At 53.2% G+C, this 22,209-nt stretch carries 18 protein-coding genes; 10 read left to right on the top strand and 8 right to left on the bottom strand.

Going from position 1 to position 22,209, the window contains the following annotated elements:
* The first annotated feature begins 364 nt into the window (after window positions 1–364).
* The 6 genes from JW499_RS16635 (at window position 365) to cydX (ending at window position 8,278) form a co-directional block, all read left to right on the top strand.
* A complete protein-coding gene (locus tag JW499_RS16635) occupies window positions 365–2,329 on the top strand; it encodes a TonB-dependent receptor plug domain-containing protein (RefSeq protein WP_205211642.1) in 1,965 nt (654 codons plus the stop codon).
* The gene (locus JW499_RS16630; protein WP_232846476.1) at window positions 2,329–2,910 is read left to right on the top strand and encodes a YfiR family protein; all 582 of its coding nucleotides are present in this window, start codon (window positions 2,329–2,331) and stop codon (window positions 2,908–2,910) included. The genes JW499_RS16635 and JW499_RS16630 overlap by 1 nt, the downstream gene beginning before the upstream one ends.
* Window positions 2,911–2,915: 5 nt before the next feature.
* On the top strand, window positions 2,916–4,994 hold the full coding sequence (locus JW499_RS16625) for a putative bifunctional diguanylate cyclase/phosphodiesterase (RefSeq protein WP_205211640.1): 2,079 nt from the start codon (window positions 2,916–2,918) through the stop codon (window positions 4,992–4,994).
* 450 nt (window positions 4,995–5,444) lie between these two features.
* Window positions 5,445–7,013, top strand: a complete 1,569-nt coding sequence (locus JW499_RS16620; RefSeq protein WP_205211639.1) for a cytochrome ubiquinol oxidase subunit I — start codon at window positions 5,445–5,447, stop codon at window positions 7,011–7,013.
* Window positions 7,006–8,142: a cytochrome d ubiquinol oxidase subunit II gene (gene cydB, locus JW499_RS16615; protein WP_205211638.1), complete on the top strand. Its 1,137-nt coding sequence runs from the start codon at window positions 7,006–7,008 to the stop codon at window positions 8,140–8,142. The genes JW499_RS16620 and cydB overlap by 8 nt, the downstream gene beginning before the upstream one ends.
* 37 nt (window positions 8,143–8,179) lie before the next feature.
* Window positions 8,180–8,278 carry a cytochrome bd-I oxidase subunit CydX gene (cydX, locus tag JW499_RS16610; protein WP_205211637.1) on the top strand — a complete coding sequence of 33 codons (99 nt, stop codon included), beginning with the start codon at window positions 8,180–8,182 and terminating at the stop codon, window positions 8,276–8,278.
* A gap of 33 nt (window positions 8,279–8,311) precedes the next feature.
* Here the strand turns inward: cydX and JW499_RS16605 are convergent, their stop codons facing one another.
* Window positions 8,312–9,628 carry a sigma-54 interaction domain-containing protein gene (locus tag JW499_RS16605; protein ID WP_205211636.1) on the bottom strand — a complete coding sequence of 439 codons (1,317 nt, stop codon included), beginning with the start codon at window positions 9,626–9,628 and terminating at the stop codon, window positions 8,312–8,314.
* A gap of 97 nt (window positions 9,629–9,725) precedes the next feature.
* On the opposite strand from JW499_RS16605, the gene cydD reads away from it, so the two are divergent.
* Together cydD and JW499_RS16595 are read left to right on the top strand one after the other, a co-directional pair.
* Window positions 9,726–11,462, top strand: coding sequence for a thiol reductant ABC exporter subunit CydD (gene cydD / locus JW499_RS16600; RefSeq protein ID WP_205211635.1), 1,737 nt, complete (start codon window positions 9,726–9,728; stop codon window positions 11,460–11,462).
* Window positions 11,455–13,074, top strand: coding sequence for an amino acid ABC transporter ATP-binding/permease protein (locus JW499_RS16595; protein WP_205211634.1), 1,620 nt, complete (start codon window positions 11,455–11,457; stop codon window positions 13,072–13,074). The genes cydD and JW499_RS16595 overlap by 8 nt, the downstream gene beginning before the upstream one ends.
* On the opposite strand, the gene JW499_RS16590 is transcribed toward JW499_RS16595, so the two are convergent.
* Complete coding sequence (locus JW499_RS16590) at window positions 13,071–14,747, bottom strand: sigma 54-interacting transcriptional regulator (RefSeq protein ID WP_205211633.1); 1,677 nt, start codon at window positions 14,745–14,747, stop codon at window positions 13,071–13,073. The two genes, JW499_RS16595 and JW499_RS16590, sit on opposite strands and share 4 nt — an antisense overlap.
* A gap of 324 nt (window positions 14,748–15,071) precedes the next feature.
* Here JW499_RS16590 and JW499_RS16585 point away from each other — a divergent pair, with 324 nt between their 5' ends.
* Together JW499_RS16585 and JW499_RS16580 are read left to right on the top strand one after the other, a co-directional pair.
* On the top strand, window positions 15,072–16,136 hold the full coding sequence (locus tag JW499_RS16585; protein ID WP_205211632.1) for a Rieske 2Fe-2S domain-containing protein: 1,065 nt from the start codon (window positions 15,072–15,074) through the stop codon (window positions 16,134–16,136).
* Between the two features lie 128 nt (window positions 16,137–16,264).
* Window positions 16,265–17,242 carry a PDR/VanB family oxidoreductase gene (locus tag JW499_RS16580; RefSeq protein WP_205211631.1) on the top strand — a complete coding sequence of 326 codons (978 nt, stop codon included), beginning with the start codon at window positions 16,265–16,267 and terminating at the stop codon, window positions 17,240–17,242.
* A gap of 83 nt (window positions 17,243–17,325) precedes the next feature.
* Here the strand turns inward: JW499_RS16580 and fusA are convergent, their stop codons facing one another.
* From fusA to JW499_RS16550, 6 genes are all read right to left on the bottom strand, one after another.
* Complete coding sequence (gene fusA, locus JW499_RS16575; protein WP_205211630.1) at window positions 17,326–19,410, bottom strand: elongation factor G; 2,085 nt, start codon at window positions 19,408–19,410, stop codon at window positions 17,326–17,328.
* A 155-nt stretch (window positions 19,411–19,565) separates the two neighbouring features.
* Complete coding sequence (locus tag JW499_RS16570; protein ID WP_205211629.1) at window positions 19,566–20,129, bottom strand: phosphoribosyltransferase; 564 nt, start codon at window positions 20,127–20,129, stop codon at window positions 19,566–19,568.
* Between the two features lie 273 nt (window positions 20,130–20,402).
* Window positions 20,403–20,825, bottom strand: coding sequence for a c-type cytochrome (locus JW499_RS16565; protein WP_232846473.1), 423 nt, complete (start codon window positions 20,823–20,825; stop codon window positions 20,403–20,405).
* Between the two features lies 1 nt (window position 20,826).
* Window positions 20,827–21,306, bottom strand: coding sequence for a DUF411 domain-containing protein (locus JW499_RS16560; RefSeq protein WP_205211627.1), 480 nt, complete (start codon window positions 21,304–21,306; stop codon window positions 20,827–20,829).
* Between the two features lie 6 nt (window positions 21,307–21,312).
* Window positions 21,313–21,726, bottom strand: coding sequence for a Cu(I)-responsive transcriptional regulator (cueR, locus tag JW499_RS16555; RefSeq protein ID WP_205211626.1), 414 nt, complete (start codon window positions 21,724–21,726; stop codon window positions 21,313–21,315).
* Window positions 21,727–21,774: 48 nt separating this feature from the next.
* Window positions 21,775–22,122 carry a hypothetical protein gene (locus JW499_RS16550; protein WP_205211625.1) on the bottom strand — a complete coding sequence of 116 codons (348 nt, stop codon included), beginning with the start codon at window positions 22,120–22,122 and terminating at the stop codon, window positions 21,775–21,777.
* Window positions 22,123–22,209 lie beyond the last annotated feature (87 nt).

Genomic DNA, 22,209 nt, shown 5'->3' with positions numbered 1-22,209 from the left:
CAAATAATATATTGAAATATATAGATATATATCTATTCCAGCCCATAAAGAACCCTCCTACATAGTGATACTTAAATGACATATTTATTTAATTTTATTGACTCATATCAATACTTTTTAATCCTCCTATCCCTCTTCCGTACAATATCAAAGCGTTCAGATACGCCTAATTAGCCATTGAAATATGGTTTCAAAAATAATATTGATATGGGGATTAGTAGCTACACGCTTCCCCACTGAACGGTTTTCTGTATCATGGTGAGCGCGTATCAGGCCAGAGAAAGGGAGCTTCGCTAAAGCCCGCTACGCTAAAATAATAATATTGCCACCGATCGAAAGCTGGCTCCCTGTTCCGGAAAAGTGCATGTCGAAAAACAGTGTTATCCCACTGCTTATTTACTCAGTCTTCTTTACCTCCGCATACGCGCGTGCTGACCAACAGGGCTTCAGTGACCTGTCCCTGAAAGAGCTGGTGGCGATGGACGTGTTTACCGCAGCTTCGCTTGTGCCTACGCAGGTGAATAAAGCCCCCGGCACGGTCTACACCTTCAACCGCGATGATTTTAAGCGCTATGGCGTGAGACGACTGGACGATCTGTTACAGTTTGTGCCGGGCCTGCAGCTTAATCAGTACCGCAAACGGCATCGTGCCATCTGGGCCCGGGGCGTACTGGACCGCTATAACGACAAAATGGTGCTGATGGTTGACGGAGTACGGGTACGCCAGCTCTATTACAACCACTTCAACCTCGGAGATAACCTGCCGCTGGAATACCTTGAAACCGTTGAAGTCATTCTCGGTCCGGCATCCAGCCTCTACGGCGCCAATGCCTTTGCGGGCATCATATCGGTGACCACCCGCAGCTTCAGCAACACCGAACAACTGGAATTGGGACTGGAAGCAGGCAGCAACCAACGGGCCAAAGGCACTGCTCTCTACAACAGTGACAATCTGCAGCTGTTTGCCAGCCATCTTGATCAGGACGCACCCTTCCGTTCTGATAGGAAGAGCTTTATAGGTGATGATTCACTGCAACCGCTGGATGAAGACTACAGCAATATCCATATTAAAGCGCAGCCGTTGCCCCGGCTTACGCTGCAACTGGATTACAACCGCAGTGAAACCCCTTTTCTCTTCATCCCCTCCACTCAGGATGCCTATGTCGACAGTGATTACCTCAGTCTGTCTGCACATTATGAGCAGGGCTCTATCGATGAAGGGCAGTTGGAAACCACGTTCTATTATCAGAAAGATAATACCCGGGAATATGAGCTGGAGCAGACCACTCAGTTGCCAGGCTATGAGGAATACCAGAACGGCATTATGGCAGGCGCCTCGTTAACCCTGCTAAAACAGTTTCAGCTGCACACCCTGGCAGGCGGCCTCAGTTGGAACTATGAGCAAGCGAAACGGAGTGACTATCGTCGTAGTTACCATTTCTCCAGCGGTTTTCTGAGCCCGCCTGAAACCGGAAACCTGCTCTCCGAACCCGGCATAACCAACAATGACTATGCGGCATTTGCTCAGGACATCTGGCAGATTCGTCCGGACCTGAGCCTCACTATTGGTGGTCGGTTTGACTACTTTGAACAATTTGGCGGTTACTTCAACCACCGGGAAGCACTGGTATACACACCCGACACCCAGCAAACCTGGAAACTGCAACATGGCACCGCCATTCGCACCCCGGGATTCAGGGAATACCTGAAAGTGCTTGAGGGCACCAGCTTTCAGTCTCCTCAGGTTGATGCCGAGCGGATAGTGATGTCCGAGCTGGGGTATCTGTACCAGTGGGATGAAGCCAGCCTGAATATCAATCTGTTCAGCAGCCAGATTGATGATTTTATTCAGGAAACGCCTACCCCCGATGATGCTGATGAGTATTTCACCAACAGCAATACTGTCTATCGAATGCGCGGTGCTGAGCTGCTATTAACCCTGAGGCCAATGCAAAAACTGAACACCCGGTTGGGGGTCAGTTATCTTGAAACCGACTCCGATGGCGCATCACTGCCCTACCTGGCAGCCTGGACCGGCAGCCTGCAAACCGATTACCAGATCAGTGATGACCATCTGTTAGGAGCCGGCCTGATCTATAGCAGTCGCCGGACCGATACCAACAGCTATGATGATAGCGCTGATTCATTTGCCACCGTCAACCTGTTTGGCTCAGGAAAACTGACTCAGGCGCTGAATTATTCATTTGGTATCGATAACCTGTTTGATAAGCGGGTGATGGACCCTGCCGCAGACTTCGGCAAGCAGTACAACAATGAGCGAAGTGAGAGGGAGCTCTGGTTGCGGCTAGAATGGAATCATGATCTGTGATGATTAATGCGGTAACCCTGAAATTATCCAGCGTCTCACAGCGTCTGCCGGTGTTGCTGTTGCTGCTCGCCTGCCTCTTGCCACTCCACCTCCAGGCGGAGCCCCATGAGGACAAGCTGCGACAGGTTAAAACCGCTATTCTGTTCAATATCGCCAAATTTGTCCGCTGGCCAGACAACGCTATCGCGAATAACCCGGATCACATGACCATCTGCTATTACCGTGAAAACTCGCTGAGACCGGCCGTGCAAACCATCACAGGGAAAACCGTACAACAGCGAACAGTCAATGATAAACTGATACACTCATTAACCGAAGCTGACCACTGTGCCATGCTATTCATCCCACTCAGCCAGATCAGGCGCTTCGCTGAAGATCAGGCTCACCATGGCCCATTGCCGGTTCTGACCGTGGCTGATCTGACAGAAAGCGACTCTGGTGCGACATCCGGCTCCCGGGCAGCTATCAACCTGATCCGGCAGGGCACGCGCATAGGGCTGGATGTCTACCTTCCCGAAGTTAGCCGCAGCGGACTGACCATCAGTTCTGAACTGCTCAAACTGGCCCGGATCAGGAGGTGAAACAGATGTCCATCTTTAAACGCCTCCCGCTACAGCGCAAGCTGATGTCGATGTTACTGCTGATCAGCAGTACCGTACTGACACTGGCCACCGCAGGTTTCGCCCTGCATGACTGGTATGACTCCAGACTTCAGGCGACCGAGAACCTGCGTTCCCAGGCCGATATCATCAGTACCAACTCCATTGCCGCACTCACCTTTGGTGATGCGGAATCAGCCAGAGTCACCCTTGAATCACTGGATAATGTTCCGGATATTGTCCTGGCAGTGCTCTACGACGCAGACAAGAAGCTGTTTGCAAAATACGCCCCAGGAAACTTTCCAGTCCCCGCCCTGCCAACGGGCAGCGAAGGGGAGATTGATGACACTCTCTATGTTTTACGTCCGGTAATGATGGATCATGACGCCATAGGCTACACCCTGCTGCTCTCCGATCTCGGTAGTCTGACCACCCGTCAGACAGATCAGATAGGGATCGCCTTTATCGTCTTTCTGCTGTCACTGATCGTGGCACTGCTGCTCTCAAGCGTTGCCCAGCGAATCATCACCCGGCCGATCACTGAGCTGGCCATGACGGTCCGCAAAATCACCCGCACCCGCAACTATCAGTTGCGGGTGCGCAATCGCTCTGAAGATGAGATAGGCAGTCTGGCAACCGACTTTAACCTGATGATCGAACAGATCCAGGCGCGCGACAATCAACTGGAACAGGCGCGACAACATCTGGAAGAAAAGGTTAAAGACCGCACCGCTGAGTTACTGCTACTGACCCAACAACTGGAGCATCAGGCGTTTCACGACAGCCTGACCGGTCTGCCCAACCGGGCAACCTTCGATAACAACCTGAACACCGCCATCCATTATGCACAACGAAGCAACGAACAGCTGGCGGTCATGTTCCTCGACCTCGACCGGTTTAAGGATATCAATGACACCCTGGGACATGAGATGGGTGACCGGCTGTTGGTGGAACTGTCAGCGCGCCTGCAACACTGCCTGAGAAGCAGTGATACGCTGGCACGGCTTGGCGGCGACGAGTTTGCGGTACTGACCATCAACACCTCACAGAACAGAGCGGCTGACATCGCCACCAAACTGATCAGAACTATCCAGACACCGGTTGATATTGATGGCTTCAATCTGCAGGTAACCACCAGTCTCGGGATCAGCATCTACCCCGCCGACGGGGCTGATGCAACAACCATTATCAAACACGCTGATACGGCGATGTATTACTCTAAAGCGGCCGGCAGAAACCAGTTCAGCTTTTTTGCCAAACAGATGAACATCCGCTCCGAACGCCGCATTCATCTGGCACAAAAACTCAGACAGGCAATCGAAGAGCAACGTTTCGAAGTCTATTATCAGCCTAAATGGTGCATCCGGCGCAACGTCGTTGTTGGCCTGGAAGCACTGATTCGCTGGTTTGATGCCGATGAGGGAGCCATCCCTCCCGATGAATTTATCCCCCTCGCCGAGGATCAGGGGCTGATTGGTCTGGTTGATCAGTGGGTTATTAAAAAAGCCTGTGCCGATATTCTGCAGCTACGTCAGCAGTTTGGCGAGCATATCCAGCTCTCAGTCAACTTCTCTCCGGCGCACTTTATTCGCCGGGATCTGTATAAGCGGATCGCTGAAATTCTCACTGAAACCGGTTTTCCAGGGGCGTCACTGGAGCTGGAGATCACCGAAACCTTTATGGCCACGGAGAATGAACTACTGCTTGAACAGCTCAATCAGATCCGCAGTCTGGGGGTGGAGATCTCCATTGATGATTTTGGCATCGCCTATTCCTCTCTCAGCCGGCTAAAACGGTTGCCACTGAATACCCTGAAAATCGACCGCTCATTTATCCGTGATATCGGCAGTGATCGCGATGATGAGGTGATCGTCAAAACCATTATCGATATGGCCCACAACCTCAACCTCAAGGTTGTTGCGGAGGGGGTTGAAACCAGGGAGCAGTTGGCTTTTGTGCGACAGCATAACTGCGATCAGGTACAGGGGTTCCTGTTTAGCCCACCAGTACCACTGGAGCAACTGACCTGCTTAATGGAGCAGCAGGCCTCTCTCGTTCAGGCCTGATCTCTACGGCACTAAACTATCATAGATACGCCCCCCTCTTTTCAGTCTCCGACCACAAATGTCACGAGCCTTGACATAAGCGCAGCGGAGTAGAAAGATCAAGTCGTTCGGGCTCTCACGGCTATCAGCCGCCTCCCAAAAGGCGCCTTTGCAAGCGGTGCCGGCGACAACGGAATGCCATTATTGTCCAGAGCCATGGCGCGACACTATGTCACATCATAATCTGACAAATTTTGCGTCATAATTGACATTTCTATACGAACACCTCTTTATATAATCCGTTACATAAACATAAAGCATTGAAAAGAAAAGAGTAATAAAGTTTTAACAGATCTGGTACAGCATATGCCTAAAGAAATGTATTACTCATTTGAATCATCCTGACTCTGTGCTCTGCGCACTCTTTTTCGTTTCGGCCTGGCAGCCGGACCAACCTAAGGTATTGTAACTATGGTTTCTGAAACTGTTGTCGAACTATCGCGGTGGCAATTTGCCCTGACCGCGATGTACCACTTCCTGTTTGTGCCATTAACACTCGGGCTTACATTTATGCTGGCTATTATGGAGTCAGTTTACGTGATGACCGGTAAACAGGTATATAAGGATATGACCCGCTTCTGGGGCAAGTTGTTCGGTATCAACTTTGCACTGGGAGTCACCACCGGACTCACCATGGAGTTTCAGTTCGGCACTAACTGGGCGTACTACTCTCACTATGTCGGCGACATTTTCGGCGCTCCACTGGCGATTGAAGGGCTGATGGCATTCTTTCTCGAATCAACCTTTATCGGCCTGTTTTTCTTCGGCTGGGACCGGCTCTCCAAAGTTCAACATCTGGCCGTGACCTGGCTGGTCGCTGTCGGATCGAACTTCTCCGCCCTGTGGATACTGATCGCTAATGGCTGGATGCAGAACCCGGTGGGTGCTTACTTTAACTTTGAAACGATGCGCATGGAGATGGACAGCTTCGCCGATGTCATCTTCAACCCGGTGGCTCAGGTTAAGTTTGTCCACACCGTTTCCGCCGGCTATGTCACCGGTGCCATGTTTGTGCTCTCTATCAGCGCTTTCTATCTGCTGCGCAACCGGGATGTCGGCTTTGCCCGTCGTTCTTTTGCTATCGCTTCAGCGTTCGGCCTGGCATCGATCCTTTCCGTCATTTTGCTGGGTGATGAAAGTGGTTATGAAATTGGCGAGGTGCAGAAGGTCAAGCTGGCCGCCATAGAAGCGGAATGGGATACCCATCCTGCTCCGGCGCCCTTCACCCTGGTAGGCCTGCCCGATCAGCAACAACAGACTACCGATTATGCCGTGCGTATTCCCTGGTTGCTGGGGCTGATCGCCACCCGTTCAGTGGACGAGGAGATCACCGGCATTAAGGATCACGTCACCGCCAACGAGACGCGTATCCGCACCGGTATGCAGGCCTATGGTCTTCTGGAAAAATTGCGCAACGGAGAGGATACGCCAGCCAACCGCGAAGCGTTCAGTGCTGTCAGCAAAGATCTGGGTTATGGATTACTGCTGAAACGCTTTACCCCGAATGTCACCGATGCTTCTGAAGCACAGATCAAAGCGGCCGCTCTGGATACCATCCCCAGAGTTGCCCCCATGTTCTGGACCTTCCGGATTATGGTGGCGACCGGCGTAATCATGTTATTCACCTTTGCTGCGGCATTCTATTACACTGCCCGCCGGCGTGAATACACGACCCGATGGTTACTGAAACTGGCGGTACTCTGCCTGCCTCTGCCGTGGATTGCCGTGGAAACCGGCTGGTTTATTGCAGAATTCGGCCGTCAGCCCTGGGCGATTGGTGAGATTTTACCCACCTATGTTGCCACCTCGACCCTGAGCGCAACCGATCTGTGGATGAGTATTGCCGGTTTTGCCGCGCTGTACACAACCTTCCTCTGTATCGAAATATTTCTGATGGTCAAATATGTACGCAAAGGGCCCAGCGCTCTGGAAACTGGTCGCTATTACTACGAATCACTAGGAGAAACTCAGCATGTTTGATTATGAAACTCTGCGCCTGATCTGGTGGTTACTGATAGGTGTACTACTGATCGGATTTGCCATCACCGACGGCTTTGATCTGGGCGTCGCAATGCTCCTTCCCCTGCTGGGAAAAACCGATACTGAACGTCGGGTGATGATTAATACCATCGGGCCTCACTGGGATGGTAATCAGGTCTGGCTGATCACCGCAGGAGGGGCTATTTTCGCCGCCTGGCCGCTGGTCTATGCCACCGCGTTCTCAGGCTTCTACTGGGCGATGCTGCTGGTTCTTTTTGCGCTGTTTTTCCGCCCCCTTGGCTTTGAATACCGCAGTAAAATGCCGGGGAGCCGCTGGCGAAATAACTGGGATATAGGCCTGAGTCTGGGCTCATTTGTCCCCGCGCTGGTGTTTGGTGTAGCGTTCGGCAACCTGTTCCTCGGCGTACCGTTCAGCTTTGATGAACTGACCCGCTCAACCTATACCGGGTCGTTCTGGGCACTGCTGAACCCCTTCGCCATTGTTTGCGGTCTGGTGAGTGTGCTGATGCTGGTACTGCATGGTGCGGTCTGGTTACAGATGCGGGCGGGCGGTGAAATTCAGCAGCGCAGCCGCAGCACCGCAGGCGTTAGCGGCCTGTTGCTCAGCATTCTGTTGGTGGTCGCGGGGCTGTGGCTCTACAGCAGCATCCCGGGCTATAGCATCAGTACGGCTGTGCTGACCGATGCCAGCTCTAACCCGCTAAGCAAAACAGTGGTTCAGAGTGCGGACTGGTTTGGCAATTTCGCCCACTATCCTCTGCTCTGGTCGCTGCCGTTAGCCGCTGTCCTGCTGCCCCTGCTAACCAGCCTGCTCGCCTGGAGCGGCCGTTATGCGCTGGCGTTCTTAACCAGCAGCCTGGGGATCAGCTGTATCATCCTGCTGGCAGGGGTGACACTGTTCCCGTTTGTAATGCCATCGTCCACCGACATGGCCAGCAGCCTGACTCTCTGGGATGCCACCTCCAGCAAACTGACGCTGGAGATCATGCTCTGGGTTGCGGTGTTTTTCGTGCCGATCATCCTGCTGTACACCCTCTGGTGTTACGTGAAGATGTGGCGCCGTATCGAGCCGGACTTTATCGAACAGAACAGTGTCTCTAACTATTAATCGCTTAAGTCACTAGACCTTAAGCAAGGAGAAAAATATGTGGTATTTCGCCTGGATACTCGGCGTTCTTCTGGCCTGCAGCTTCGGCATTATCAATGCCATGTGGCTGGAAAACCAGATGGAAGACGCGGAATAAAACCGCCGTATTGCTGGATGCTGGAGCCCTGAATCACGGCTCCAGCTTGCGGTACAGAGTGCGCAGACTGCAACCGGCAATCTCCGCAACCTGGCCCTTGTCCACACAGTTCTGCAACAGCACCTGAAGATAACGCTGCTCAACCTGATCCAGACTCAGCCTCTGCTCCGCCATCTGCACCAGACCATCCGCTTTTTGGCCGGACAGTTCAGCCACCGGGATCAGATTCAGGCTTCGTTTAATAACATCCGTGCCGATCAGATCATCATGACGCAACACAACTGCCCGCTCGAGTATATTTTTCAACTCCCGGATATTGCCTTTAAACGGCTGTTGAGCCAGCAATTGCAGCGCTTCATCGGTCAGTTTCAGCGGCGCTTTATCCTCAATGCGCAGCAGAATACTCTCCACCAGCAGGGGCAGATCCTGGCGCCGTTCTGCCAGCGATGGCAGGCGGATAGGGAAGGTACTGATACGGTGATAAAGATCATCCCTGAACTCTCCCCGCTCAACCATCGCCAGCAGATCTTTATGGGTCGCGCAGACCAGCCGGAAATCCGCCGCGATCGACTTACTGTCACCCACCGGACGGAAGGTTTTGGTTTCTATCAACCGCAGCAGTTTTACCTGCAGATGCAACGGCACATCCCCTACTTCATCGAGAAACAGAGTGCCGCCATGGGCCGACTGCACCAGCCCGGTACGGGAGCTGATCGCTCCGGTAAACGCGCCTTTGATATGACCAAACAGCTCGCTTTCGAACAAACTATCGGTAAGACCAGAACATTCTACCGTTACGAAGGGCTTACTGGCCCGCGGACTGGTGGAGTGAAGCGCCTGAGCAGCCAGCTCTTTACCTGCCCCGGAAGGCCCCATCAGCAAGACATTGGTATCTGTTTTACCGACCCGCTGAATCAGATCCACCAGCTCATTGAACGCCCGGCTGCGGCCAATCATCTTGTTGGCAATCGGCACGGCACTGACTTCACGAATCGGTTTCATCACCTCGATAAAATAGGCCCGTTCCTCATCATCAGTGATCGGGATGGTATCGATACCCACATGCTCTTTGCCCTGTGGCGTATTATGAATATGCAGCACGCTGGCCCGCTGTCCGCTGTCACGGGCTTCCTGCATAGGGCAGGTTTCCCCTTCCAGATCGCAGGGTTGCTGATAGCCATGGGAGAGAAAAAAGCATTTCGCCGAGCTGCGCCCGTTCAGCCCGCCAAAACGGAAGTCGTAGCTGTTATTGGTGGCAACAACGTTATACTCAGCGTCAATCAACACTGCGGGATTATTATAGCTATCGAGAACGTTGCGCATGGTTCTCAACCAGCTTATTTTAGTCATCAGTCAGACTCTGTTTCGTCAGTTATGGCTCAATTGTGCCAATAATGGCAAGCGACATGACACATTACCAGCTCCTTACCAACAGAGGCCGTCATTGATGAGCCAGATCAATATTTCCACACTGCAACGCTGTGCCAACGGCCAGCAACTGCTGCGGCAGGCGGGCAAAATAAGTCGTCGTGAGAATCTCTGGCTCACCCTGACAGGGGCGTTACAAACCGCGACCACCATCGCGGTTACCGGCCTGATCGCCCTGCTGATCAACAGTGCTGTTTATACCGAGGCGTTAACCACGCCAGTACTCTGGCAACACAGCGGGAGCTGGCTACTGCTGGCGGCCCTGCTGACAGTGCGGGCGTTGTTGCCGCTGTGGCAAACCCGTCTGGCAGATAGTGCCAGTGTCCGGGTGCGCAACCGTCTGCGGGCCATCGTGCTGGAGCATTGCGCCACCCTGCAACTCAGTCTGGAGCAACCGTTCAGCCACGCCGAGCTGAGCAATCTGCTGAGCGGAGAGATCGACAGCACCCGCGACTACTTTGCGGAGTTTCTGCCGCAGCAGCGACTGGCCATGCTGGCCCCCCTGATGATCATCATCGCCTGCCTCTGGAGCGGCTGGCTGGTGCCCCTGCTGCTGGCGCTGACAGCACCGCTGGTACCGCTGTTTATGATCATCGTCGGACACAAGGCAGCCGCCGCCAGTCAACGCAACCTGACCGAACTGACGCGACTGGGCAATCTGCTGTCAGACCGGATTAAAGGGATCTGTGCGCTGCAACTGGCAGATAGCTGCGACGCCGAACAACAGCATCTGTTCCGCCAGTCAGAGCAGTTCCGTCACTCCACCATGCAGGTGCTGCGACTGGCGTTCCTGTCCGGCACGCTGCTGGAATTTTTCAGCGCGATCAGTATCGCCCTGGTGGCGGTGTACCTGGGCCTGCTCTATCTGGACAAATATCAGATCGGTATGTGGCAGGAGCAGTTCAGCCTGTCTCACGGCGTTTTCCTGCTCATGCTGGCACCGGAGTTTTACCTGCCGCTAAGGCGCCTGGGAGCGCTCTATCACGCCCGGGCCGATACCAGCAGTGTTGCCACCCATCTGCTCAGACTGATACAGCTACCGCCGCCCTGCGCTGTCACCAATGACGATCAGTCGCAGCCAGACAACGCGCCGGTCAGGCAGATTTCACTACAACAGCTGCAGACCGGCTATGGCAGTACAGCGATCGCCCCTCCCCATAACTTTACCCTTTTGCCGGGTCAAAGGATTCTGCTAAAAGGCCCTTCGGGAGCCGGCAAAAGCACCCTGCTGGACACTCTTGCCGGGCTACAGCCCGCCCTCAGCGGAACGCTGCTCCTCAATGGAGTCAGCATCGCTGTTTATAATAATCGTCGCTGGCAGCAACGCATCGGCTATATGACTCAGCAACCAGAGCTGCTGTTTGACACGGTGCGCAACAACCTCTGTCTGGGGCGCGAGTTCACCGATGCAGAGCTTTTCACTGCGCTGCAACAGGCCAGTGCCGACACTCTGGTAGCGGAGCTGCCCGGGCAGCTGGATTACCGCATCAGCGACTCCGGCGGGTTTCTTTCCGGTGGTCAGGCCCAGCGGATCGCACTGGCACGGGTGTTTCTGCATCAGCCCGCCCTGCTGCTGCTTGACGAACCCACCGCCAACCTCGATCAGCAGACCGCCCAGCAGTTTATGGCCAGTCTTAAACGGTTCTGTGCTACGGGCGGTATCGTCCTGCTCAGCAGCCATCGGGATAGCGCCGATCAGTTTGATCAGGTTATCGCTCTGCAACCCCTGACGTCAGCGGAGGTCTCCCATGCCTGAACTGCTAAAACGCTATTTTCAACTGCTCTGGCAGCAACGGGGGATGGCGACTCTGGGGCTGCTTCTGGCCACGATCACCGCGCTGGCCGGTATCGCACTGCTGGCGGTGTCCGGCTGGTTTATCAGCGCCACGGCGCTGGCTGGTCTGTCACTGGCGGCGGCCCACGGGTTTAACTATTTTGCCCCCGGTGCGATTGTCAGAGGACTGTCCATCGCCCGCACCTTCGGACGCTACGGCGAGCGGCTGACCACCCATGAAGCCACCTTCCGGGTCATCTCACACCTGCGCAGCGAGATGTTCGCGACCCTGGCAAAACATAACTGGCAGGAGCAACCACTGAACAGCCATGAGGCCAGCAGCCGGCTGCTGGATGATATCCGCCATGCCGAGTCGCTCTATCTCTCAGCGCTGGTTCCGGGGCTGGTGATGCTGCTCAGCGCCCTGCTCTATCTGGCCACAGTTATGCTGTTCCTGCCTGAGCTGGGCCTGTGGTTGCTGCTGCCACTCCTGATCTCGGTCGCCGTGTTGCCGACGCTCTATCTGCGCCAGGTATTACAACCCCAGAACACTCTGCATCAGCAGCGCAGCCAGCAGTGGAGCGATGCCCATTCCCTGTTCAGCAATCTGCGCACTCTGATCCTGTTTGACCGGTTAACGCCGCAAAGCGACAAGCTGTGTCAGAGTGCCGCCATTGCAGATCAGACCGAACAGCAGGCCAGTAATGCCCGTCAGCGGGTCCAGGCGCTGAATCAACTGGTGCAGGCGTCGATGATACTGCTGGTGTTATGGCAGGGAATTGAGGGGTTCGCCAGCGGACGACTGGAAGGCACCCTGCTGTTGATGCTGCTACTGCTGACACTGGGGCTGCAGGAGGTATTAACCACCGGCAGCAGCGCTCTGGCGGCCTTTGCGCTGGGGTATAGGGCGCTTGAGCGAATCGGTCAGTTGAGTCCGGTACACCCACAACCCGATCAGCGGCAATTCATCGAGCCCGGGAATCCGGCGATCCGCATCGACATTGATCATCTCAGCTACCGTTATCCCAACCGTCAGCAAGCGACCATCGATCATCTCAACACCCGGCTTCAGGGGCCCTACTGGTACTGGCTAACCAACCCAAGCGGTCGGGGTAAAACCACTCTGATGCAACTGTTAGCGGGTCAGTTGCAGCCGCAACAGGGACAGATCACCTGCTCCGGCGCGGGGATCAAACAGATCGGCATGATGCCGCAACAGATCAGTTTGTTGCAGGGCAGTCTGCGTTTTAATCTCTGTCTGCATCAGCACTATAGCGATGCAGAGTTATGGCAGGTGCTGAAAACCGTAGAGCTGGATCAGTGGGCCAGTCAACTGCCCAGGCAACTGGACAGCTGGCTGGGTAAAGGTTCACACCAGCCTTCCGGAGGAGAGATGAAGCGGCTGGGGCTAGCGCGCTTAATACTGCAGGATCGCCGGATACTGCTACTGGATGAACCCACTGCGGGCATCGATGCCGAGCGCAGCGTGCGGATTCTGCAACGGTTACGCCAGCAATGGCATAACCGCCTGGTGGTGATCAGCAGCCATGAATGCGGCCTGATCGGCGAGGATGATGTCGAACTGCGGCTTTAACTGTATTTCTTCAGCCGGTATTCGAACTGTCCCCGGTTAAGACTGAGCAGACGTGCGGCAGCAGAAATATTGCCAGCGCTACGATGCAGCGCCTGATCCAGCATCATACTCTCAACCTCCTCAAAGGAGGCCGCATGGTCAAGGATGCACTCAACCGCGTTGCGGGTATCCATCGCCCCTGCCGCATCGCTCGTCTCACCGGTTGATGTATCGCGTAGTTGCGCCTCCATAATCTCTTCACTGGTAAACAGATGCTCCAGATCGAGACTACCCTGATCATCCGCCAGAATCACCGCCCGCTCACAGATATTCACCAGCTCACGGATATTTCCCGGCCAGGAGTAGCGCATCAGGGCATCCACAGCGGTTTTAGTAATGCCACTGACTGTTTTCCCGGTCGCGGCCGAAAACTTATGGATAAACAGGTTCAACAGCAGCGGAATATCATCCTTACGCTTACGCAGTGGCGGAATCTCTATCGGAAAGACATTCAGCCGGTAAAACAGATCCTCACGGAAGCGTCCCTGTTTCACCTCCTCTTTGAGGTTCACATTAGCGGCGGCCACTAAACGGATATCGATCGATCTGACATCAACACCACCCACCCGCTCAATCTCCCGTTCCTGTAGCACCCGCAGCAACTTACCCTGGGCGTGAAACGGCAGACTGCTGACCTCGTCAAGAAACAGAGTACCACCGTCGGCCCGTTCAAACTTGCCCGGCCGGGAGGCCGTTGCCCCGGTAAAGGCGCCCTTTTCTACACCAAACAGTTCCGCTTCCACCAGTTCGGAGGGGATTGCCGCACAGTTGATAGAGATAAAGGGTTTATCCGCCCGCTGACTGATGGAGTGCAGCGCCTGGGAAAAACGCTCCTTACCGACACCGCTCTCGCCGGTAAACAACACCGTTGAATCGGTTGCGGCGACTTTTTTCAGCAGGGTTGCGGCCCGGTTAAAGGCGGGGGATGTGCCTACCAGATCGGGCAGATCGACTGACGAGCCTTTAACCCCATCACTGCCCAACTGATCGAGATCGATTCGCCCGGACTTGGGGGTGGAGATAAACTCCTCGATCTTCATAAAGCTGAGATGCTGGTAGAGGTCGTCACCCTCCTCTAAGGGCATCGCCACGACCCGGCAGTGCTCATGTCCCATCGCCCGGCACTCAACCTCGCGCCATAACACCGGACGCCCCATTACCGCGGTGGTAAAGCCGCAGGCGTAACCGGTCATCATCCAGCAGGCGGGCGAGCCACTGACACCACACTGATCCAGATGGGCTTCTGCTTCCCAGGAGTTCTCCCACAGGTAATCACCCCAGAACTCCCCGGTCTTATCATCATACTGCATCCGCTCAATCGCCAGGTTATACACAAACCCCTCTTTTTCACGCAGCAGCGGGGCGATGGAGAGCAGATCGTCGATGCTGTCGATACCTGTTTCTTTCAGGTGACGACAGTCTTCAACCCCCTGTTGATAACCCAGCCGGGAAAACATTTCACGGGCTTTATCGCTGCCCATCCTATCGATGATCTCACGCCGCAATATCGCCAGAGAGAAACCATGCAATAGCAGCATGCGCTGATCAAGCAGCCTGATTTCACCATTTTCAGCGTTATTCTGAATAGCACTATGGAGGATGGAATAGTCTGGTTTTTGAGTAATCGCTTTCATATTCATTATTCTTGTTATTGTGCTGTGTTTATTCATCCGGATGCAGCTCTTTTCGTCACCAGCTAATCCATTGCTGTCCGGAATATCACTATAGAGTACAGCCTCACGCGAGTTCTTCAAATAAAGAAATGCAGACACTCCATTTCAACATATAAAGAAGTCAACAGAATTACTCCACCCTTTATCAGCCTGGGGCAGGTTAACAATCTGAATAAAATATCCTTTAAAATCAAAATACTAGTTAAATAAACAGTGACTGGCACAGAAGCTGCTAAACCCTGAAGGTAAAGTACGATTTATCGTTTTGCTAATAAGGATAATAAAATGAACAATTTACAGTCTGCTGATAAGCATACATTTCTGCGCAACGCCTGGTATGTTGCGGCCCTTTCATCCGAAGTCGAAGAGCAAGCCTATTTCACCCGTAAAATCCTCGACGAGTCGATTCTGATCTATCGCAGCAAAAGCGGCAAACCGATTGCGCTGCACGATCGCTGCCCACACCGTTTTGCCCCCCTCAGTCTGGGCTCGCGCAATGGCGATAACGTCACCTGCCTGTACCACGGTCTGCAGTTTGACAGCGAGGGGGAGTGCGTTAAAAACCCCCATGGCAACGGCAAAATTCCAAAAGCCTGTAAAGTACAGCGCTACATCACCGAGGAGCGCGATGGCTTTATCTGGATCTGGATGGGTGATGCGGAAAAAGCCGACCAAGATATGATTCTCGACTGTTCCAGGCTGTCTGAGAACCCGGCAAGTTCCGTGGGCCACATGTATATGTATAACCAATGCAATTATGAGCTGCTGACCGACAACATTATGGATCTGAGCCATATCGATCATCTGCACGGGCCGTTCATCAACACCGGTGGCAAACTGAGTCCGCTGATTCCGGAAATCACTGAAAACCGCGATGGTAAACCCCTGCATGTCCGCTGGGACTGGGAGGCCGACCCGGTGATTCCGCTGATCGCACCCCATATGCAGCGCCCGGACGATAAAGCCGATATGTTTCTGGCCGTCAGCTGGACCGAACCCTCCAATCTGACCCTGACCCTGGGTACCGTGCAGGACAGTGATGATTACCTCAACGATGGCATTATGCTGTTCGACTTCCATATCATGACGCCGGAAACCGCAACCACTACCCACTACTTCTTCGCGTCCACCCGCAACTACAAGATGGACGATGCCGAATACAACGAGGCCAAGATGGCCGGTATGCGCGAAGCGTTCACCACCGAAGATAAGCCGGTGATCGAAGCCCAGCAGCAGGAGATGGCCACCCATGACCTCTGGTCGCTGAACCCGGTATTGCTGTCATGCGATGCTGGCGCGGTCCGGGCACGGCGCAGGCTGAGCCAGCTGATTGAAGCTGAAAACATCTGATCTCAGATCCGTGTAAACAGGCGTACAGCCTCGCTGTTGTTATGTCAGTTTACAGCACGTCTGAAGACCCAAAATAATAACAAGTGTCACGCCGGCATGGCGTGACTCACTATTTATATGAGGCGATTATGAATAACGATCTGATCAGCGTTCGTATCACCGAAAAACGCTACGTTGCCCATAATATTGTACATATCGTGCTGCAACCTGCTGACAACCAGTCGCTGCCCCGGTTTACACCTGGCTCGCATATCGATCTGCACATTAACGCTGGCACTGGCAAACCGCTGATCCGCCAGTATTCTCTGTTGAACAACCCCGACAGCCAGCAGCGCTATGAGATTGCCGTCCTGCTCGAAGCGCATGGCCGGGGCGGTTCAAAAGCGGTTCATCAGCAACTTAGCGAAGGCGATCTGATGCAGATCAGCCCTCCCAGAAACCTGTTTCCGCTGTCCCCTGATGAAGATGAAACACTGCTGTTTGCCGGTGGCATCGGTATCACCCCGATTCTGTCGATGGCCCACGCACTGCAGCAGCGTCAGGCTAAGTTTTCACTGCACTATTTTGCGAAAAGCATTGAGCATGCGGCGTTTGCCCACAGTCTTATGGAGGGACCATTCAGTCAGAGCGTAAGTTTCTGCTTCGATGATGGCCCGACCGACAGTTTTGACCCGCAATCGGTCCTGAAAGAGGCAGCCAGAGGCAAACACCTCTATATCTGTGGTCCCCAGGGCTTTATCAACTTTATCGCTGACAGCGCCAGAGCCTCCGGCTGGCATACCGACAATATCCACTTTGAGCTGTTTTCTCAGGATCTGAGTGCGGCGAATGATGACAATGCGACCTTTCAGATCAGGATTGCCAGCAGTGGGCAGCTGATCGATATCGGTGCTGATCAGACAGTGCTGGAAGCACTGGAAGAACAGGGCTTTGAGATACCCTGTTCCTGCGAACAGGGTGTCTGTGGCACCTGTCTGATCCCGGTTATAGAGGGCACTCCGGATCACCGGGATATGTATCTGAGCGACGCGGAAAAGCAGCTGAACAATCAGTTCACCCCCTGCTGTTCCCGGGCACTGTCTGATTGTCTGGTACTGGATCTGTAGCTGCCGATATTCGCTTTTGCCCTGCGGCCAGACACAAAAAAGCCCGCGAATGCGGGCTTTTTTAGTCAGCGCTAAAGCGACAATTACTTGTTAGCTTTACGCTCTTTCTCTTCAGCGATAACTTTCTCAGATACGTTAGCCGGACATGGCGCGTAGTGAGCAAACTCCATAGAGAACTGACCACGACCAGAGGTCATAGTCCGCAGGTGTCCGATATAACCGAACATCTCAGACAGAGGCACGTCAGCTTTAACACGAACGCCTGAACCCGCAGCTTCCTGACCAGAGATCATGCCACGACGACGGTTAAGGTCACCGATAACATCACCTACGTGATCTTCAGGGGTGAACACGTCAACCTTCATGATAGGCTCCAGCAGCTGTGGACCCGCTTTAGGCATGGACTGACGGAACGCACCTTTCGCCGCGATCTCAAAGGCAATCGCAGAGGAGTCAACCGCGTGGTAACCACCGTCAAACAGTTCAATTTCAACGTCCAGCACAGGGAAGCCTGCCAGCGGACCGGTTTCCATCATGCTCTTGAAGCCCTTCTCGATAGCCGGGAAGAATTCCTTAGGTACGTTACCACCCACAACGGTAGAGGAGAAGGTGAAACCACTGTTCTGCTCACCCGGCTTGATGCGGTAATCGATCTTACCGTACTGACCTGAACCACCAGACTGTTTCTTATGCGTGTAGCTGTCTTCGATTGCCTGAGTGATCGTCTCGCGGTAAGCAACCTGAGGCTGACCTACAATCAGTTCAACACCGTAAGTACGCTTGAGGATATCGACTTTGATATCCAGGTGCAGCTCACCCATACCTTTCAGGATGGTTTCGCCAGAATCTTCGTCGGTTTCAACGATGAAGGTAGGGTCTTCAGCAACCATCTTACCGATCGCGATACCCATCTTCTCAGCACCACCTTTATCTTTAGGTGTTACTGCAATGGAGATTACCGGCTCAGGGAAGACCATCGCTTCAAGAGTACATTCGTGCTTAGGATCGCACAGAGTGTGACCAGTCTGTACGTTCTTCATACCCACGATAGCGATAATGTCACCGGCCTGCGCAGAATCAAGTTCTTTACGCTGGTCAGCTTCCATCTCACACATACGACCGATACGTTCAGTTTTGCCGGTGAACGAGTTCAGGATGGTGTCGCCTTTCTTCAGTTTACCAGAGTAGATCCGAATAAAGGTCAGGGCGCCGAAACGGTCATCCATGATTTTGAATGCCAGGGCGCGGAAAGGCTCATCAACGGAAACCGTTGCCACTTCACCGGTTGGCTCACCCAGCTCATCAGTCAGATCCTGAGGGATAACATCGGTTGGGCTTGGCAGGTAATCAACAACCGCATCCAGCACCAGCTGAATACCTTTGTTTTTGAATGCTGAACCACAGTAAGTTGGGAAGAATGCCAGTTCGCGGGTACCGGTACGGATACAACGCTTGATATCTTCCATAGCAGGCTCTTCGCCGTCCATGTAAGCCATCATCAGATCGTCATCCATCTCAACAGCGGTTTCGATCAGTTGCTCACGGTACATCTCAACATCTTCTACCATGTCGGCAGGGATATCCTGGATGCTGTAGTTCTCAGGCAGACCAGTATCATCCCAAACGTAAGCCTTGCGAGTCAGCAGATCAACAACACCCACGAAGTCTTCTTCGCGGCCAATTGGAAGAACCATAACCAATGGCTTAGCAGCCAGTACATTTTCAACCTGGTTAACTACACGGTTAAAGTCAGCACCCATACGGTCAAGCTTGTTTACGAAGATGATACGGGAAACGCCCGACTCATCGGCATAACGCCAGTTAGTTTCTGATTGTGGCTCAACACCACCAGAACCACAGAATACGCCGATGCCGCCATCCAGAACTTTCAGAGAACGATATACTTCAACGGTGAAGTCAACGTGTCCGGGAGTATCGATGATGTTGAAACGGTGATCTTTCCAGAACGTGGTGATCGCCGCTGACTGGATAGTAATACCCCGCTCAGCTTCCTGCTCCATGAAGTCGGTAGTGGACTCACCATCGTGAACCTCACCTGTCTTATGGATTTTACCTGTCAGCTTCAGGATACGTTCGGTCGTGGTAGTTTTACCCGCGTCTACGTGGGCGAAAATACCGATATTACGGTAGTGTGATAAGTCAGACATTTCTTCACTCGAATGTTAGGGGCGTAAAATGCGCGGCATTATACCGCATTCATTGGCATTTGTAGATATTTTAAGCAAAGAAAAATCTTTGCTCTGATATCTCCGCACAGGGTTCATTTTATGGGAACAGGATACGCTGATATCACATCAGTGTGTCAGATTCCGTATTCCTCAAAAATCTGTTTCAGACCCGGCTTATTGGCCAGCATCTCTTCCCGGTCCAATCCCTTGAGTTCATGGGGGAAAACCAGCCAGTTATCCGACTTATGCAGGAAATAATCCGGCTCAAGATCGGTTCTGTTATTCACGGGTTTGAACCAGGGGGTAGCAATCCGGATATCATGCGGCGTATTCAGCCGCGCTTTATCTTTCAATGTATCGATCACCGCTTTGATACTCAGCCCGGTGTCAAACACATCATCGACAATCAGCAGGGAATCGGAGTGGTTGACGTTACGGATCAGGTAATCCAGTCCATGCACCCGCACCTCTTTGTCCCGGGTACCAATACCCGTATAGGACGAAGTACGGATAGCGATATGGTCGGTCTGAACACCAAGGTTATCCAGCAGTTCCTGCACCGCGATACCCACCGGCGTGCCTCCCCGCCAGACACCCACAATAAAGTCTGGGCGAAAACCACTTTTAAACACGTCCAGAGCCAGCCTGAATGAATCTTCAAGCAGTTCCTGTGCGTTCAGATATACTTTTTCCGTCATCTATCCACCCCACTCACCGGTCGCTAATCATGCCGGCTTTTCGGCAAGGTTCGCTACTGTACGTATTCTGAACAGGTCACGCAACAGTAACTTTAACCCCGGCACCCAGGGCAATGGCAGATTCCCACCTGCCCGGAGCGCCAGATTGAGTAAAATGTTTTAAGTTTTAAGAAGGTAGCTCAAATAACCATTTCCGCCAGATCAGAGCCCTGTTTTTATCAGAAAATAAAAAGCACCCGTGATGGGCGCCTTTTACAGGAGATGACCACTCTCTTACTTTAAACCGCCACGATCAAGCCAGGCCTGGTAGATCGGTGCGGGCCATTTACTCTGAAAATAGCTGATTACCGCTTCGATATCCGCGTCAGAGAGCTTATCGCCAAAGCCCGGCATCTTGCCACCCATCGGAACGCCGCCGACCTTAACCGAGCGTTTCAGCCCCTTAAGCGGGTGGTGCCAGGCATGGGCTCTGCCATTCAATGGGGGAGGTGGATATGAACCATCAGGCTCGGGCTTATTCCAGTTAGTGGTTCCCTGAGCCATAGCACCATGACACTCAGCACAGTTATCCAGAAACAACTGCTGACCAGTGTTCACCTGTGTCTGGGTATACCAGCGTCCCTCAACGGTGGGCTCAGACTCACTGCAACCGCTCAACAACATGCCGCCACAGATAATCGCTAACAGGTTTTTCATCTTAATAATCTGCATAGTGACTGAAACTGCCAACCCGGTTCTGGCTATCCATTGAATAAACAGTGAAAGCATCCCTGCGCGCACCCTCAGTATCCATGCCCGGGCCACCGGAAGGCATACCAGGCACCGCCAGCAGCTGAATATCGTTTTCGCTGGCCAGCAAACGTTTTATATCCTGCGCAGGCACGTGCCCCTCAATTACCTTGCCATTCACTTCAGCAGTATGACAGGAGGCAGCTTTAGCGGGGACACCCAGACGCTGCTTATGCGAATTCACATCATTCACCACCACATCTTTAACGCTGAAGTTGTGATCTTTGAGGTGGCTGATCCAGCCCTTACAGCAACCACAGGAGGCATTGCGGTACACGGTGATCTCATATTGCTGATCGGTTTTACCCTGCAGCCACACCGGATCGCCGGCATAGCCATTCAGTGACAGGCCAGACAGGACTGCCACCATCAGTATCAGTTTTTTCATCTTTTATTACTCCGGACTCTCGTTATCGACAGTCACGCCATTTAACTGGTCAAGGATCGGGCATTCAGCACCATCGTCACCGCGGCACTCACGGGCGGCACTTTCCAGTATTGCCCGCATCTGCTGCAACGACTCAATCTGCTGATCGATCCGCTGTATCTGCAATTCTGCTTTCTGTTTGACACTGGCACTGGTACGGGAGGGATCCTGAGATAACTGCAGTAACTCCCGGCTCTCATCGAGCGAGAATCCCAGATCCCGGGCCCGCTTAATAAAACGCAGGCTTTCCAGTTGCTCTGCACTGTAGATCCGGTAACCATTCGCAGAGCGTGCAGCCGGGGGAATAACACCTTGCTGCTCATAAAAGCGAATCGTTTTACTGGTCAGTCCAGTGGCGGCTGCGGCCTGAGAAATATTCATAATCAACTCCGGCAATCTTTAACAAACAGCGATTATTCCATGAGCGTATCAAACAGACTGGCGCATTGGCCGGGGAGGGTGGTAGAGCGGAGGAGGGATAGCGGAAAGGTAACCGCGGAGTGACCAGCCAGGCTGGACTCGGGAGGATGAAATAGATTGAAAACCGGTCGGCATTATAAACAGCGCTGCCAGCTGCAAACAGCAATCGGGCATCTCTGCATCGCAACAGTCGGCACTGTTCAGCGCAGAGTCTGTCATATCAGCGCTGTGCATATCACAGTTATCACCATGACAGCCCATCTGCGAATGCGCGGCAACAACAGGCACTCCAGCGGAGATCGCCGGATTCACAGCCATCACACTCAGCAGCAGGATTAACAGGGCTCGATACAACATCACAACAACCAGATTCTCATCTACATTTAACTTTACCCGCTACAGATTCGCCTGTTGGCAAAAAAAAAGCAACTTTCTTGTCCACCA

The organism is Amphritea pacifica (assembly GCF_016924145.1).
In the GTDB taxonomy this organism is placed as follows: domain Bacteria; phylum Pseudomonadota; class Gammaproteobacteria; order Pseudomonadales; family Balneatricaceae; genus Amphritea; species Amphritea pacifica.
Note: the sequence above shows the minus strand (reverse complement) of the source record. Positions and strands in the feature narration are given on the sequence as shown.